This window comes from Rhodosalinus sp. K401 (genome assembly GCF_041365735.1).
Classification (GTDB): domain Bacteria; phylum Pseudomonadota; class Alphaproteobacteria; order Rhodobacterales; family Rhodobacteraceae; genus Rhodosalinus.
Genome location: NZ_JBGFSI010000008.1, coordinates 80,342 through 94,951, shown reverse-complemented (window position 1 = coordinate 94,951; position 14,610 = coordinate 80,342). Strand labels below are relative to the sequence as shown.

Sequence of the window (14,610 nt, the reverse complement as noted above, 5' to 3'; positions counted from 1 at the left end):
AAGATCAAGCGCGACCCGGGTGAAGCCCTCGTGCTCTCCCGTGCGCACCCCGATCGTCTGTGCGTGGACGGGTGTTGCGGACAGGGCGGCGACGGCGATCGAGAGAAGAAGCCCGCGGGTCATGCCGCCGCCTGCTTCACGGCCTTGAGCCGCTCTTCGAGTTCGGAGAAACTGGGACGGAAGTCCGCCGGCGTGTTCTGTCGACCGACCTCGATGCAGATGTTCGTGGCATGGTTGTGCAGATTGGCCACCAGAACCTCCCGAATGAGCTGGTAGAAATGCGCGTCCTCCTCGACCACGGTGCGCAGGCGCGCCGCGGCAGGGCCGACGAACCCGTAGGCGAGAAACACGCCGAGGAAGGTTCCGACAAGCGCGCCGGCGATCAGTTTGCCCAGCACCTCGGGCGGCTGGTCGATGGAGGCCATGGTCTTGATCACACCGAGCACGGCGGCGACGATGCCGAGGGCAGGCAGCGCATCCGCCGTCGATTGCAGGGCATGGCTGGGGTGCAGCGCATGGTGCAGACTGCGCTCCATCCGCTTTTCGAGGATCTCCTCGACCTGGTGCGGGTCGTCGTAGGTCATCGAGGCGGCGCGCATCGTGTCGCAAATGAGGTTCACCGCCTCCTCGTCGGCGAGGATCCGCGGGTAGCGGGCGAAGATGGCGGATTCGCCGGGCGCCTCGATATGTTCCTCGATCGCGACCGGGTTCTGCCTGGCAAGGCGGATCAACTCGAAAAGCAGGCAGAGCAGATCGCGGTAATCCTCGGGCTGCCAGCGCGGCCCCCTGAATACGGCCGGGACGGAGCGGAGGGTCTGCCGGATCGTCGGCATCCCGTTGGCGATGAGGAATGCGCCGATGGCGGCCCCGAGGATCATCATGAGCTCGTAAGGCAGCGCCTGAAGGATGATCGCCACCTTGCCCCCGGCGAGGAGGTACCCGCCGAAAACCATGACGAGAACGATCGCGATTCCAGCCAGCCCGATCATGCGGTGCGCCTCGCCCCCTGATGACGCTGCCAGCTTGGGCGAGCGGGATTAAGATATCGTCTTCGCGCGCTCATTGCCGGGGTGCGCCTGCGTTGCGCCCGGCGAGCATGACGCTCATCGTGTAGGCCGTTTCCGGACGCAGCCCCGCCATTATCCCGGCGGCCGCCTCGGGGCGCATGCGGCCCAGAAAGCCCGCGGCGAAGGCGGCATCCATCGTCTCGAACAGGGCGGCGGCCTCTGCGGGCTTCATGTTTTCGTAGACCGCCGTCAGCCGGTCGAGATCGTCCTCCGCCGCCGTTTCCACGATCGTGATCGTGTCGCGCAGCGACTCCTCGGCGCTGGCAAGCTCCTCAAGGCGCCGCTCGATCGCCGCATCGGCGACCGATAGCGCCTGCATGCGGTCTTCAATCTCGGCCTCGCGCGACGCCACGCGCGCTTCCCGCGCCTGAAGCGCGGCGATCAGCGCGTCGAAGTCACCCATGTCCGAGCAGGCGCCGGCGGCAGCCTCGGTCTGCGGGCCGGGGTCTTCCGGCTCGGTGGACTGCGCAAGCGCCGCGTTCGCCTCCAGCCCGATCCGGAGAACCGCCGAGCCGACGAGCAGCATGATGATGGTCAGAAGCGTTCCCCGCCCGCGTCGCCGAAACGCGGCCCGGGTGGCGCGGGGCCGACTCATTGGGCGTCTCCGTCCGGGCGGCGCATGAAGAAGGGCACCGTGGATCGCTTTCGCGCTTCGGCCGGAGGCGCCGCCGCTTCGGGCTGCGCCGGCGCCGGCTCCGAACTCTCACCCTCTGCGCCGGGGTCGCCCGAAGGGAGGTCATGCATCGACGCGACGAGGAGCTCCAGCCGCTTGGCGACGGACTCGGCGCGCTCGGTGAGCGCATTGAGCGATTCGGCAGAGTGCCCGGCCGTCTCCTTCGCGGCGTCGAGGGCGCGCGTCATGTCGTCCACCTGCTTCGACAGGACGGCCACGGCACCGCCCATCCCCCCCTCCAGGTCGTTGAAGCGGGAAAGCCGCCGGGCGAGGACGGAGCAGTAGAAGGCGGCGCCCAGCGCGCCTGCGACGAGGAGGATGTCGGCGATCAGTTCCATGGGCGTCCTCAGTTCAGCACGAATTCCATCACCAGAAGGTCGGCGACCCGGTCCCCGCCGGTGATGATCTGTACGCGGCGGAGCATTTGCGCCCGAAGCCGTTCAAGCGCGCCGGGCGCCTCGATCTCGGCGGGATCGAGCGCGCGAAGATAGCTGTGCAGCGCGTCGACCACCCGCGGGCGAAGCGACTCGACCTCCTTTTGGTGGGGGGGCGGCACCTCGAGTTCGGCGCGAAAGCGCAGGTGCTGGCGCCGGGACCCGGAGTCGAGCGCGATCACGACGGGATCGAGAGGCACGAAGGCAAGGTCCGCCATCGACTCGGATCGCGGCGCGCCACCCTCGTCCGACGGCAGCGGGATCAGACCTTCCCGCACGGCGAAAAATCCCGCGCCCGCACCGGCAAGCGCGAGCGCCACGCCAAGGAGCAGTGGCAGCTTTCCACGTCCGGAGGGGCTGTCCTGCGTCTCAGAATCTTCCGTCATGTGCCGATCCGATCCATGTCATCGCGGTGTCTATAGCCCGTTGAGAACTAACCGATTGTTAAGCGAGATCGGCCAAGGTCCGCCCCGACGCCGCGGCAGAAGGCCCGGTTCGAAGGAGTGTCGCCTTGCAGCAGATTCTCTCACTGTGGAATGCGCTCAGCCCGAGCCGTCGTCTGCTTGTCGCCGGGGCGACCATCGCCATGTTCCTGTCGGTGCTCGCCCTCGCCCGGGTTGCCGCGACGCCGGGCATGGCGCTGCTTTATGCCGGGCTTGAAAACGGTCCCGCAGGAGAGGTCGTGCGCGCGCTCGAAGCCCGTGGCGTGCCTTACGAGGTGCGCGGCGGTTCGATCTTCGTGGCGGAGCCGCAGCGCGACGAACTGCGCCTGACGCTGGCGAGCGAGGGGCTTCCGGCCAATTCCACCAAGGGCTACGAGCTGCTCGATTCGCTATCGGGCTTCGGCACGACAAGCCAGATGTTCGACGCCGCCTATTGGCGCGCGAAAGAAGGCGAACTCGCCCGAACGATCCTTTCCAGCAGGGATATCGCCTCGGCGCGCGTGCACATCGCCAATACCGCAGCCGATCCCTTCCGACGCGACGTCCGGCCCACCGCGTCGGTCGCCGTGGCCGCGTCGTCCGGCGTCATCGGCCCCGAACAGGCGCGCGCGCTCAGCCATCTCGTGGCGTCGGCCGTGCCCGGCCTCGCGCCAGAGGATGTGTCGGTCATCGATTCCACCGGCGGTCTCGTCTCCTCTTCCGAGACACCCACGGGCCAAGCCGGCGGGTCGCCCGATCGCGCGGCGGCGCTGCGGGACCGCGTGCAGCGCCTTGTCGAGGCGCGGGTGGGTCGCGGCAACGCTGTGGTGGAGGTCGCGATCGACACCGTCACGGAAAGCGAGACGCTTCGCGAGCGCCGCATCGATCCGGAAAGCCGGATCGCCATAAGCTCCGAAACCGAAGAGCGCACGACGAACGCCGAAGAAGCCGGCGGCGGCGGGGTGACGGTCGCCTCGAACCTGCCGGACGGCGACGCGGCGGAGGGCGAGCAATCCTCGCGGCGCGAAAGCGAAACGCGTGAGCGCGTGAACTACGAGGTTTCGGAAACCGAGCGGGAGGTGCTTCGCGCCCCCGGCGCGATCCGCCGTCTCAGCGTCGCGGTCATGGTGAACGGCGCCACGGTGCAGGATGAAAACGGTGCCGAGGTCTTCACGCCGCTGCCCGAGGCGGAGCTTGACGCGCTCCGCGAACTGGTTGCGGCGGCGGTGGGCTTCGACGAGACGCGGGGCGACCAGATCACCTTGCGGTCGATGCCTTTCGAGGCGTCCTCGCCTGCCGGAACGGCCGGGGCACTCTCCTGGGCCGACCGGCTCGGGCTCGACGCGATGCGCGCGATACAGCTCGCGGTTCTGGCGGCGGTCGCCCTCATCCTCGGTCTGTTCGTCGTGCGCCCGGTGCTTGCCGGCGCCCGTGACACGGCACCGGCCCTGCCGGCGCCGGGCGGTGATGGCGCGGAGGACACCGCAGCGCTCGATGGCGAGATCACCATGGGGAACGGCTTCGAGTTGCCTGAATTGCCCGAACTTCCCGCGCTTACCGCGGATGACACCAGTGACGGCGCGCATGAGGATCCCGTCGCGCGGCTGCGCGATCTGATCGGCCAGCGGCGTGAGGAGGCAGCTCAGGTGTTGCATAGCTGGCTCGCGGATCGCCCGGGACGCGCCCCATGAGCATTGCCCATCTTCTGGAGGATTTCGCACGTGCCCGGCCGCAGCCGACGGCCGCCCAATCATCGCCCCTGTCCGACGAGCAGCTCGAAGCGTTGCGCCTGGAAGCCTTCGAAGAAGGGTACAAGGCCGGCTGGGACGATGCCGTCGCCGCCCGCGACAAGGAGGAAACGCGCCTCTCGGCCGAACTTGCCGGAGCGCTGCAGGATCTTTCCTTCACCTACAACGAAGCCTACGCGCACATGGTGAAGGCGATCGAACCCTTGCTGGAGCGGATGGTCGGCAGCCTGCTTCCGTCGCTCATGCGCGAAGCGCTCGGGGCCCATGTCCTCTCCGAACTCGGGACGCTGGCCCGCGAGTTGGGCCAGGCGGAGGTCGAGGTGCATGTCCCGCCCGGACAGGTCGACACGATTGGCCCGCTTGTGGAGGGCGCGGGCTTTCCCGCCCGCGTCATCGGCGACCCCGCACTCGGGGAGGGGCAGGCGCAGCTGCGCTTCGGCACTTCCGAGCGGCAGGTCGATCTCGACGACATCCTTTCCGAGATTCGCCGCGCGATCTCGGCGTTCTGTCACGAAACCGAAAGGGAACTTCGCCATGGATGACGAAACGGAAATGGGTGGAACTGCCAGTGGCATGTTCACCGCCGTGCCTATCGAGATCACCGTCGCCGTCGGTCGCGCGCGTCCGCTCATCCGCGACCTCATGAGGATGGGCGAGAACGCGGTTTTGCCCCTCGATCGTCGCGTGGAAGACCCGGTGGAGCTTTACGTGGGCGACCGGCTCATCGCGCGTGGCGAACTCGAGGAGATGGAGGGTGAGCAGACCGGCCAGCTTGCCGTGCGTCTGACCGAGGTGGCGGATCTTGCCGGCGGTCTCGACTGATGGGCGCCTGCCCGGGGCGTCTGCACGGGCCGCGGCGGGCACCGGGCCGTGTCGCCCTGCTCGCCAGCCTTGCGCTTCTTCTCCCGGCCGCCGCGAATGCGCAGGAAATCTCGTTTTCTCTGGGGGAGGACGGGTCGCTCGCTGCGCAAAGCGTCCAGCTCCTCCTGCTGATCACCGTGCTGAGCCTCGTTCCCGGTATAGCGGTCACGATCACCTGCTTTCCGTTCCTCGTCACGGTGCTCTCGATCCTGCGGCAGGGGCTCGGGCTTCAGCAATCTCCGCCCAACATGCTGCTCGTGAGTCTGGCGCTTTTTCTGACCTGGTACGTGATGGACCCGGTGTTTCGCGCGGCATGGGAGGCGGGCGTCCAACCATTCGTCGATGGCGACCTCGGCCTGGAGGCCGCCTTCGGCGCGGCCGTGGAGCCGTTTCGCGGATTCATGGCGAACCGGGTGGATCCGGCGACACTCGACTCCATGGCTGCGCTTCGCCCCGATCCACCCACTGCCACGGTGGAGGAGACGCCGCTCGCCGTTCTCGTCCCGAGCTTTCTGCTGTCAGAGATCGCCAGGGCCTTCGAGATCGGTTTCCTGATCTTCCTGCCATTCCTCATCATCGACCTCGTGGTGGCGGCTGTGTTGATGTCCATGGGCATGATGATGGTCCCACCGGCGATCGTTGCCCTTCCGTTCAAACTTGCGTTCTTCGTTCTGGCCGATGGCTGGACCCTGATCGCGGAAAGCCTCGTCCGCAGCTACATGTGAACGCGCCCCGCCGAGGATGGAGCGCTCAAGCGGCGGGGCTTTCCGGCGATCTGGGCCGTTCCGGACCGACCTCGGGTGCAGCGCCTAAAGGTAGCTGTGGTACGCAGCCGCGATAGGGGCGGACGCTGCGAGCTGGAGGCGTCTGGTCTTTTAAACGTCTGTTCGGCTTGGCGCGTGGGCAGACGAGGCGTTTCCATTGAGGGCCTGCCGCCTCCGATCGGGACGGGGCGATTTTCAGCACCTTGAATGGCCGTCAGAACACCCTGCCTGCGGAGGGAGCGCCCGTGGGTCGAAGATCCCTGCATTGTCAAACGATACTACGGCCTAGACGTCCAGCGATAGGCGGATGTCCCGCCTTCGATCGCCGGGTCGCTCAATCGGCCGTTCCGCACTGCCGCGCTCAACACCTCGACCGCGCTCGCCATCCCCATCGTGAAAGGCCTGAGATAGGTCCGCCCCGGAGCAAGGGAGAGGCGAGGGGTCCCGCCTTCCCGCAAAACAAGCGCAACGGTCCCATCAGCGCACGACGAATTCCGCGTGGAGCGCCCCCGCAGCCTTGATCGTCTTGAGAATGTCGATCATGTCGCGAGGCGTAACGCCAAGCGCGTTAAGGCCCGAGATTACTTCGGAAAGCGTTGTGGCCTCAGGCAGTTCCGCAAGGCCGTTGCCCTGCTCTTCCTCGATATCGGCGAAGGTGCGCGGCACGACGACCGTCTCGCCCGGTGCGAAGGGGTTCGGCTGAACCGCGAGCGGCGCTTCTTCTATCCTGAGCGTCACGTTGCCCTGCGCCACCGCGACACGCGAGATCCGCACATCCGCTCCCATCACGATGGTGCCGGACCGCTGATCGACGACCACGCGCGCGCGGCGCTCCGGTTCGACGGCGATCGCCTCGACACGACCGATGGCGTGCGCGGGTGAGCGCGCCCCGGTACGGCGGATGTCGAGCTGGACCGTACCGGCATCCAGCATGAGCGCGACAGCGCCCCCGAATTCCCGATTGATTGCCGCCTCGATGCGCGCGGCCGTCGTGAAGTCCGGATCCCTTAACGCCAGGCGGAGCGCGGTAAGGCCTGAAAAGTCGAACGCGACCTCACGCTCGATACGCGCACCCGCGGGAATCGACCCAGATGTCGGCACGCCCTCGACAACGCGCGCGGCGTCGCCCTCCGCCGCGGCACCCCCGGCGAGCACGGTCCCCTGCGCGACGGCATAGACCTCACCGTCCGCTGCGCTGAGCGGCGTCATCACGAGCGTGCCGCCGAGCAGGCTGCCTGCGTCGCCGATGGCCGAAACCGTGACGTCGATGCGGCTTCCGGCGCGCGCGAAGGGCGGAAGCTCGGCAGTGACGAGAACGGCGGCCACGTTCCGCGGGCGAAATGCCTCTCCTGCCACGTTGACGCCGAGACGTTCCAGGATGTTGGTCATGATCTCTTCGGTGAATGGCGCGTTACGCAACCCATCTCCCGTGCCATTCAGCCCGACCACGAGCCCGTAGCCCAGAAGGTCGTTCCCGCGCACGCCGTCGACTTCGACGAGATCCTTGATCCGCACGGGACCGGCTGCCACCGAAAGCGGCAGCAGAATCGTCAAAAGGACGCTGGAAAGCCGCAGAAGGCACTTCATCACAGACGGTCCAGAAGGCTGAAACGCGACAAGCGTGCGGTAACTTCATAGACAAGCTCGAGACGTCGTTCCGCGTCCTTCAGTCGAGTTGCAGCCTCGAAGCGGTCCACGCCGACAAGCTCCGCGCGGGCGACTTCCGCGGCGGCGCTTTCCGCCGAAAGGCGCGTCGCCGCCTTCTCGATCCGGGCTTCGACCTGGCCCACACCCGCACGCAACGCGATGATAGCGTCCTGGGCTGCAAGCATCCGGTCACCGGCGGATCGGAAAACGGCCGCCCTCGCAGGATCGGAGAGCGTTACGTTCGGGTCCCCGGCGATCGTTCCGAGCGCGAGCGCCGCGAGCAAAGCCTTGAGGGCGGGGTCGTCGGCGCGCGTGGAAAGCTGCAGTTGCTCACCCTCGTCGACAAGGATCGGAGAGAGCGGCGTATCGCCGCCCAGATACCCTGTGGTGGCGAATCCGCCCGCCGGGTCTTCGAACCAGGCTTCCACCGCCGCGACGACGTCACCCGGTTCGGTCAGGCCGGCCACGGCTGCACGAATATCCGCAAGCATCGCCTGGGCCGGGGCGAGCGCCGGACCGTCGCTTGCCACGCCGGCAAAAAGGCTCCGCCCGCCGGCGGAGGTGTTGAGCGACGAAACCACGCTTGCGAAAGCAGCCTCGGCCTCGGCACCTCTCAGCGGATTTTGCGCAGGCGTACCCGAGGCATGTTCGATAAGCCCGATGGCAAGCTCTCGCGTCGCCTCTGCGACCGCGCCCAGCGCCGCCTGCTGGCCGCGCGCCAGCGTGGCCGCCTCGGCGCCGGCCAAACGGTAGCTCTCGCTGATGGTGATCCTCCGTTCCAGCACCGTCAGAGCACCGTAATCTCCCTTGAGACGTGCGCCAGGATCCGCGACGCGCCCGGTTGTGAGCGCGCGCGCCTGATCCCCGAGCGATTGCTTCGCCTCGACGGATTGCCGCCGCAGGAGGAACGCCTGGGCCAGATCCCCAATGGATTGTGCGGTCATGGTCATAGCCTTGTCAGCGCCCCGAGCATTTCATCCACCACGCGGATCATGCGGGCGTTCGCGTTGTAAAGCTGCTCCACGAGAAGAAGCCGCTGCAATTCGGCGTCGGTATCTACGCCGCGCGCGAGTTCAGCCTCGGTAAGGGCATAGAGGCGCGCCGTGGCAAAACTTTCCCGCGCCTCGGCGTTTTGGCGCTGCATGCCGATGTCGGACAGCAATGCCGCCCCAATATCCTTGGCGGCACGCGCGCCAGGCCCGAAATGACCCGAGGCGTCGGGTCGCGGCTCTGCCAGGGCATAGGTCATGGCGACAAGCAGCGTGCCGTCGCCAACCGGGCCGGGCGTTGCGGCATAAAGACCGTCCCGTAGCCGCCAGCTTTCGCCGCCCTGAGCCGGGTCCGCGTCCGGGTTGAGGGCGATACGGCCCGCAAGCCCCGTCTCAGCCCCGACTGTGAAGGCAAGGCCACCATCCGTGAAAAGACCCGCGTCTCCGGGCGCAAGGGTCAGATCGACCGCCGGGTTCTGGAACCGCTCGACAAGATCGAGGGCAAGCGCATCGAGACCCGACTGCGCCTTGACGGCGAGTTCGTCGCGGACCTCGGCTGCACCCGAAAGGGCGCCGCCGGCGAGCGACCCGTCGCGCATGTCGATCATGCGCCCGTTCAGCGTTGCCGTCCCGAGCAACCCGGTCTCGACACGCATGTCCGCCGTGATCACCCGTGTCGGGGTGAAATCGAGCTGCGCAGGCCGACCGTCTAGAAGAAGGGCGCCGCCCGTGCTGACCAACGCGATCTGGCCACCGGGACGCGGCATCTGGCGAAGCGGAACGATCTCGTCGATCCGGTCGAGTACCTGCTGGCGCTGGTCGACAAGCGATGCCGTTTCCTGGCCCCGCGCGCGCGCCGTGGCGATCCGCCCGTTCAGATCGGCGACCTGGTCGAGGCCGAGGCGAAGCTCGCCGACCATCCGGTCGATCGCCGCGTCCGCACGGCCCCGGAGGTCCTGCACCCTGTCCGACGCCGCTTCGAGGCCGTCCGCAAGACGCCGCGCCGAGTCCGCAACGCCATCAAGGCGGACATTCGAGGCGGGCTGGGCAGAGGCGTAGACCAGCGCGGACTCGAAGGCGGCGAGACGGCTTGAAAGCGACCCAGGCGCGCCTGGTAGGCCAATCGCCGCCTCGACCTCGGAAAGAAACCTTGCCATCGCGCCGGCATCGCCGAGCGCGGCCGCAGCCTGTCGGCGATCGCCGATCAGCGCATCGTCCGTGTTGCGGATGACACCATCAATGCGGACGCCACCGGACCCGGCCCGGGCCGACAGCGCGACTTCACGAGGACCGTAGCCTTCGGTCAGGGCGTTGGCGAGGTTGTTCGAGACCACGCCGGCGGCACGCGATGCCGCGCCAAGGCCGGTCAGGGCAGTGTTGAGGGCGCCGGATAGGCTCATTCGAAGTCCTTTCCGCGCGGGCGTTCAGCCTCAGCGCTTGATGTTGGTGGTTTCCTGAAGCATCTCGTCGACGGTCTGAATCACCTTGGCGTTCGAGGAATATGCGCGCTGGGTCTTGATCATGTCGGTCAGTTCCCCGGCCACGTCGGTCGCGGATTCCTCCTGTGCGAAGGCGACTACGCTGCCGGTGGGGCCGTCGCCGGCATCCCACAAGAAGAACGGACCGCTTTTCGGCGAGGGCACGAAGGTCTGCTGGTCCAATCCGGTCATGCCGTTCGGGTTCGGCATGTCGACGAGCGGTATCTGGAAGATGCGCCGCGTCACCCCGGTGTCGAACACGGCGAGAACGAAACCGTTCTCATCCACCTCCACCGCTGTCATGTTGCCCACCGCCGAGCCATCCTTGGAAATCGAGAGCGGCGCGAACTTGTCGGAGAGCTGGGTCAGTCCGCCCCGGCTTCCGGGCTGGCCGATATTGATCTCTATGGGTCCGCCATCGACATCGACGATCACGGATCCCGTGGCCGCATCGTAAGCGCCACCCGCGAAAGTCGTCACGCCCGCCAGCGTTCCACCTGCGGTCCGGCTGTCGTTGAAGGCGAGGACATAGTCGCCAACGACAGCGCCGCCGGAGGCAGAGTCGCGCAGAACCATGCGCCACTCGTTTGAATACCCGGCGCCGGGCACGGTCGGGGTGAACGTGATGTCGACATTGGCCGAAATGCCAAGATTGTCGATATACTCCACCGAAAGCGTTTCGGGCGTCACCGTCGCGCCCGCTGCGGTCGCGGTCGCCGGCAGGTTGATTCCAAGGGACATCTGGGTGGTGGGCTGACCCGAGAGGGCATTGGCGTCGATACGCACGGGGCGCAGCGAGTCGGCCGTGTCGCGCGGAACGGCCGGCATGGTGCCGTCGGGCAGGGCCGGCCAGCCCAGGAGCGCAAGACCCGCCTGGGTGACGAGGTAACCGTCGGCATCAGTCCGGAAGGACCCGGTGGTCGTGAGCAGCATCTGGGGATTCCCGTTGCCCACCTGCACCTCGTTGGCGCGGGCCACGGGCAGGAAGCCGCGCCCCCGCACGGCCAGATCGGTCGGGTTCGAGGTGTTCACGAGCGCCCCGTTCTGATCCACGAGTCGCTGGCTGAGCGAGCGAACACCGCCTGCGGCGTAGCCCCCGCCACCCGTCGTCGAGATCACCATGGACTGGAAGTCGGTCTGCACACGCTTGTAGCCGTAGGTGCCGGCGTTGGCGATGTTGTCGGAAATTCCGGCAAGGCGGCTCGCGTTCGCGCCCAGCGCCGCAACGCCTGAATTGAGTGCCGAGGATATCGTCATGTCGGGGGCCCTTCTGTTGCGTCGACGACGTTGCCCGCCCCAAAACTAGGACCAACGCCTTAAGGCGCCGCTAACGGCTAAAAAGCGCCGGATCTGACACGGCCTGTGCGCAGGAAAACGATTTCCAGCCTGTCGTTGCGCACCGACATCGGCTGTTCCGGCAAGGCAGGTGCGCGATCGGCGTGGCCCGTGACCCGGCGGACACGCGCCGGCGAGAGTCCCCCCTCCTCCAGCAAAGTCCGCAGAGCGGCGGCCCGCCGGGCGGAAAGATCCCAGGCCGGATTCCGGGCCATCACGATGGGGCTGGCGCGCACGTGACCTTCGACCGCGGCCTGATTCGTCACCATTCCCGAGAGGCGTCCGATCACGCCCGCCAACGCCTCGAGCAGTGGGGTCGGCGCCGCATCCCCTTCGAAAAGCGGGGCGCCCGGCCGCGCGAAGATTTCCACGACGAGGCCCTCGTCCGTCACTCGGGTGACCACGTGCTGGCGCAGCAGGTCGTCGGCATGGCTTTCGCCGGAGTTTCCGCGCAATGCGGCGTCCAGACGCGCGAGCGCCTCTGCCTCGGCTGCCGCATCGCCGCTTTCCTTCGGGCCTGCCGTTCCCGGCACGCGATCGCCCCGGGCGCGGTTCTCCTCGGTCGGTGCGCGCGACGCCGCGCCCGTGCCGATGCGCGGCACGATCTCTTCCGCGAAAACGCTCTCGCCGCCGAGGGGCCCGCTGCCGCCGCCCGATTGCCGCACGATCGGTATGGTTGGATCGAAATAGTCCGCAAGACCCTTGCGTTGCTTCTCTGTCGTCGCGTTCAGCAGCCACATCAGCATGAAGAAGGCCATCATGGCGGTCACGAAATCGGCATAGGCGACCTTCCACGCGCCGCCGTGATGCCCATCGGACCGCACCACCTTCTTACGCTTGACGATGACTGGCGCGACATTGCTGCCGGACGCCATGCTCACCACCTTTCTCACCCCGGGGAACGCGGTAGCACGCGCCGGATTGCGCATTTCTTAACAAGCGCAATTCGCGACAGTCTTGCCGGGCAAGGTCCTCCTCGCGTGTTCCGAAACTCGGGCGCACGGCATGGCGGAGCCTGATGGCCTAGGGCTCGCCTGCAACTCTCGGGCTCGAGCAATGGCTACGTATCGGGTGACTCGCATGCGCGACATGTCACGCGCCGAACTCATGCAGTTTGTCAGATATCTTGATGGCGCGCGCGCACTATCCGCCGAAAACCGGGGTTGACCATGTCGTGGTCGACACCGCCAGGCGGCCTCGAGGCGCCCGCCGGCTTGCCACGCTCAACGGTGAGGCGACACGGGCAACGCTGACGGCCCGAGAGAGGAGGCGAGCCCGGCCGTCCCCGTGCCGCGCGGCGGTACTCCGCGATCACCCACCCAGCGCATGGCGGCGTCATGCGCTGCTTTTGCATCCTGCGCCTCTACCGCGGCGCGGATGTCACGAAGCGCGTTCGCCATCTCGAGTTCGGAGACGTGGCCTTCCTGGGTGCGCAATATCTTCGGATGCGGCGTTGTCAGCATCTCGGACCCGGTCAGCAACTCTTCGTGCATCTTTTCACCGGGACGCAGGCCGGTGAACCTTATCTCGACGTCGCCATGCGGGGTCTCTGCATCGCGCACGGTGTAGCCTGCGCCCTCTATCATCTGGCGCGCGACCTGCAGGATCGAGACCGGTGCGCCCATGTCGAGCGCGAAGAGATCGCCACCACGCGAGAGCGCGCCGGCCAGCAAGACAAGGTGCACCGCCTCGGACACCGTCATGAAGTAGCGGGTGACGTCGCGATGGGTCACCGTCACCGGTCCTCCACGGGCGATCTGCTCCTCGAAGAGCGGGATGACCGACCCGGAAGAGCCGATGACATTGCCGAAGCGGACCATGGAGAACCGCGTGGTCGTGGAGCGGGTGGCGAGATCCTGCACGATCATCTCGGCCAGACGCTTGGACGCGCCGAGCACCGAGGCAGGCCGGACGGCCTTGTCCGAAGAGATCAGTATGAACCGGCCCACCCCGGCGTCGCGGGCGGCATCCGCGACGACCTTCGTCCCCAGCACATTCGTGCGCAGTCCTTCGACCGCGTTCTCTTCCACCATGCCAAGATGCTTGTAGGCCGCGGCATGCAGTACGACATCGGTTTCCGTCTCGCACAGCACGCGATCCACCAGCGCGCGTACGCACACCGATCCGAGCACCGCCAAGATCTCGGTGTCCGTGTCCAGCTCCGAAAGCTCGCGCTCCAGGTCGAAGAGCGGCAGTTCGGCGTGATCGAGAAGAACGAGGCGACGTGGACGGTAGGAGAGGATCTGGCGGCAGAGCTCGGACCCGATCGATCCGCCGGCGCCTGTGACGAGGATGCTGCGGTCCCGGTAGGCCTCCGCCATTCCGGGAACCTTGGGCTCCATCCCGCCGCGGCCGAGAAGGCCGTAAAGCTGTGCCTCGGTCAGCTTCGATCCTCCGGGGCGGCCGAGGACGAGCTGCGCGAAGGATGGCAGCGTATGCACCTCGCAGCCAAGCCGTCGTACCAGGCGCGTGATGCGGGCCCGCGTTGCCGGAGAAGCGGAGGGCATGGCGATGATCACGCTGTCGATCCGACGTTCCCGCACGAGTTCGGGGAGGCGGATCGGCGAGTGCACCTTCAGGTCGGCGATGGTCAGAGATTGCAGCGTCGGATTGTCGTCGAGGAACGCCACCGGCAGCAGCGCGTCGTCCGTGGCGAGCGCCGCGGCCAGCTGCTGGCCCGTCTTGCCGGCGCCGTAGATCAGCACACGCTTGCGCAGCTGCCCCCTCCGGTAGATCCAGAGCGTCATCTCTCGCAACAGCAGCCGCGCCGACCCTGAAAGGATCACGAACGTCATCGTGAATATCACGAAGACCGATGCCGGCATCGTCCCACCGGAAACCACGTTGACCGCGACGCCCGTCATGCCCATCGCGGCGCCGACGCCCGCCGTACCGAGGACGCGCTGCAACTCGTAGGCGTTGAGCTTCACCCTGTGCAGACCCAGATGCAGCGAGAGCGCGACGCCAAGGGCGACCATCACCGCCAGCACCGGCAGTGCGGCCGGAGGCCTGGCCGCCTCCGGCAGCCCGGAGTGCGCCAGAGCAAGAGCTAGAAAGTAGGCAGCGACAATAGATGAGGCATCGAGCGCGAGAAGAATCAGCCCTTTTTGCGATCGACTCAGCGACGAGACCATCAGGTAGAGCATGAACTGACCCTCAAGACTAATTATTTCAATGCACTACCCGAAAACC

14 protein-coding genes are annotated in these 14,610 nt (G+C 67.1%); 4 read left to right on the top strand and 10 right to left on the bottom strand.

Annotated features, from left to right (window positions below):
* Positions 1-119: 119 nt before the first annotated feature.
* The 4 genes from motA to fliL form a co-directional block, all read right to left on the bottom strand.
* A complete protein-coding gene (motA, locus tag AB6A66_RS10860; protein ID WP_371055901.1) occupies positions 120-989 on the bottom strand; it encodes a flagellar motor stator protein MotA in 870 nt (289 codons plus the stop codon).
* 70 nt (positions 990-1,059) lie between these two features.
* Positions 1,060-1,662, bottom strand: coding sequence for a MotE family protein (locus tag AB6A66_RS10855; RefSeq protein ID WP_371055900.1), 603 nt, complete (start codon positions 1,660-1,662; stop codon positions 1,060-1,062).
* A complete protein-coding gene (locus AB6A66_RS10850) occupies positions 1,659-2,078 on the bottom strand; it encodes a DUF6468 domain-containing protein (protein WP_371055899.1) in 420 nt (139 codons plus the stop codon). The genes AB6A66_RS10855 and AB6A66_RS10850 overlap by 4 nt, the downstream gene beginning before the upstream one ends.
* Positions 2,079-2,086: 8 nt before the next feature.
* The gene (gene fliL / locus AB6A66_RS10845) at positions 2,087-2,560 is read right to left on the bottom strand and encodes a flagellar basal body-associated protein FliL (protein WP_371055898.1); all 474 of its coding nucleotides are present in this window, start codon (positions 2,558-2,560) and stop codon (positions 2,087-2,089) included.
* A gap of 125 nt (positions 2,561-2,685) precedes the next feature.
* On the opposite strand from fliL, the gene fliF reads away from it, so the two are divergent.
* The 4 genes from fliF to fliP are packed head-to-tail and all read left to right on the top strand — an operon-like array spanning position 2,686 to position 5,930.
* Positions 2,686-4,287, top strand: a complete 1,602-nt coding sequence (gene fliF, locus AB6A66_RS10840; protein ID WP_371055897.1) for a flagellar basal-body MS-ring/collar protein FliF — start codon at positions 2,686-2,688, stop codon at positions 4,285-4,287.
* Positions 4,284-4,886, top strand: a complete 603-nt coding sequence (locus AB6A66_RS10835; protein ID WP_371055896.1) for an ABC transporter ATP-binding protein — start codon at positions 4,284-4,286, stop codon at positions 4,884-4,886. The genes fliF and AB6A66_RS10835 overlap by 4 nt, the downstream gene beginning before the upstream one ends.
* The gene (locus AB6A66_RS10830) at positions 4,879-5,166 is read left to right on the top strand and encodes a FliM/FliN family flagellar motor switch protein (RefSeq protein WP_371055895.1); all 288 of its coding nucleotides are present in this window, start codon (positions 4,879-4,881) and stop codon (positions 5,164-5,166) included. Before AB6A66_RS10835 ends, AB6A66_RS10830 begins: the two co-directional genes overlap by 8 nt.
* Positions 5,166-5,930 carry a flagellar type III secretion system pore protein FliP gene (gene fliP, locus AB6A66_RS10825; protein ID WP_371055894.1) on the top strand — a complete coding sequence of 255 codons (765 nt, stop codon included), beginning with the start codon at positions 5,166-5,168 and terminating at the stop codon, positions 5,928-5,930. The genes AB6A66_RS10830 and fliP overlap by 1 nt, the downstream gene beginning before the upstream one ends.
* A 516-nt stretch (positions 5,931-6,446) precedes the next feature.
* Here fliP and AB6A66_RS10820 read toward each other — a convergent pair.
* The 6 genes from AB6A66_RS10820 to AB6A66_RS10795 all read right to left on the bottom strand — a co-directional run bounded on the left by AB6A66_RS10820 (position 6,447) and on the right by AB6A66_RS10795 (position 14,564).
* Positions 6,447-7,556: a flagellar basal body P-ring protein FlgI gene (locus tag AB6A66_RS10820; protein ID WP_371055893.1), complete on the bottom strand. Its 1,110-nt coding sequence runs from the start codon at positions 7,554-7,556 to the stop codon at positions 6,447-6,449.
* Positions 7,556-8,560 (bottom strand): flagellin, encoded by a 1,005-nt coding sequence (locus tag AB6A66_RS10815; RefSeq protein ID WP_371055892.1) that lies wholly within the window; start codon positions 8,558-8,560, stop codon positions 7,556-7,558. The genes AB6A66_RS10820 and AB6A66_RS10815 overlap by 1 nt, the downstream gene beginning before the upstream one ends.
* Before the next feature lie 2 nt (positions 8,561-8,562).
* Positions 8,563-10,005 (bottom strand): flagellar hook-associated protein FlgK, encoded by a 1,443-nt coding sequence (gene flgK, locus AB6A66_RS10810; RefSeq protein WP_371055891.1) that lies wholly within the window; start codon positions 10,003-10,005, stop codon positions 8,563-8,565.
* 30 nt (positions 10,006-10,035) lie between these two features.
* Positions 10,036-11,340: a flagellar hook protein FlgE gene (locus tag AB6A66_RS10805; protein WP_371055890.1), complete on the bottom strand. Its 1,305-nt coding sequence runs from the start codon at positions 11,338-11,340 to the stop codon at positions 10,036-10,038.
* A gap of 77 nt (positions 11,341-11,417) precedes the next feature.
* Entirely contained in the window at positions 11,418-12,293 is an 876-nt protein-coding gene (locus AB6A66_RS10800) for a flagellar motor protein MotB (RefSeq protein ID WP_371055889.1), read from the bottom strand.
* Positions 12,294-12,641: 348 nt separating this feature from the next.
* Positions 12,642-14,564, bottom strand: coding sequence for a polysaccharide biosynthesis protein (locus AB6A66_RS10795; protein WP_371055888.1), 1,923 nt, complete (start codon positions 14,562-14,564; stop codon positions 12,642-12,644).
* Between the last annotated feature and the right edge of the window lie 46 nt (positions 14,565-14,610).

What these genes read in the sequence shown, in the direction of transcription:
- motA (WP_371055901.1), bottom strand. Translation starts at nt 989, where the DNA reads ATGATCGGGCTGGCTGGAATCGCGATCGTTCTCGTCATGGTTTTCGGC.
- AB6A66_RS10855 (WP_371055900.1), bottom strand. Translation starts at nt 1,662, where the DNA reads ATGAGTCGGCCCCGCGCCACCCGGGCCGCGTTTCGGCGACGCGGGCGG.
- AB6A66_RS10850 (WP_371055899.1), bottom strand. Translation starts at nt 2,078, where the DNA reads ATGGAACTGATCGCCGACATCCTCCTCGTCGCAGGCGCGCTGGGCGCC.
- fliL (WP_371055898.1), bottom strand. Translation starts at nt 2,560, where the DNA reads ATGACGGAAGATTCTGAGACGCAGGACAGCCCCTCCGGACGTGGAAAG.
- AB6A66_RS10835 (WP_371055896.1), top strand. Translation starts at nt 4,284, where the DNA reads ATGAGCATTGCCCATCTTCTGGAGGATTTCGCACGTGCCCGGCCGCAG.
- AB6A66_RS10830 (WP_371055895.1), top strand. Translation starts at nt 4,879, where the DNA reads ATGGATGACGAAACGGAAATGGGTGGAACTGCCAGTGGCATGTTCACC.
- fliP (WP_371055894.1), top strand. Translation starts at nt 5,166, where the DNA reads ATGGGCGCCTGCCCGGGGCGTCTGCACGGGCCGCGGCGGGCACCGGGC.
- AB6A66_RS10820 (WP_371055893.1), bottom strand. Translation starts at nt 7,556, where the DNA reads ATGAAGTGCCTTCTGCGGCTTTCCAGCGTCCTTTTGACGATTCTGCTG.
- AB6A66_RS10815 (WP_371055892.1), bottom strand. Translation starts at nt 8,560, where the DNA reads ATGACCGCACAATCCATTGGGGATCTGGCCCAGGCGTTCCTCCTGCGG.
- flgK (WP_371055891.1), bottom strand. Translation starts at nt 10,005, where the DNA reads ATGAGCCTATCCGGCGCCCTCAACACTGCCCTGACCGGCCTTGGCGCG.
- AB6A66_RS10805 (WP_371055890.1), bottom strand. Translation starts at nt 11,340, where the DNA reads ATGACGATATCCTCGGCACTCAATTCAGGCGTTGCGGCGCTGGGCGCG.
- AB6A66_RS10800 (WP_371055889.1), bottom strand. Translation starts at nt 12,293, where the DNA reads ATGGCGTCCGGCAGCAATGTCGCGCCAGTCATCGTCAAGCGTAAGAAG.
- AB6A66_RS10795 (WP_371055888.1), bottom strand. Translation starts at nt 14,564, where the DNA reads ATGCTCTACCTGATGGTCTCGTCGCTGAGTCGATCGCAAAAAGGGCTG.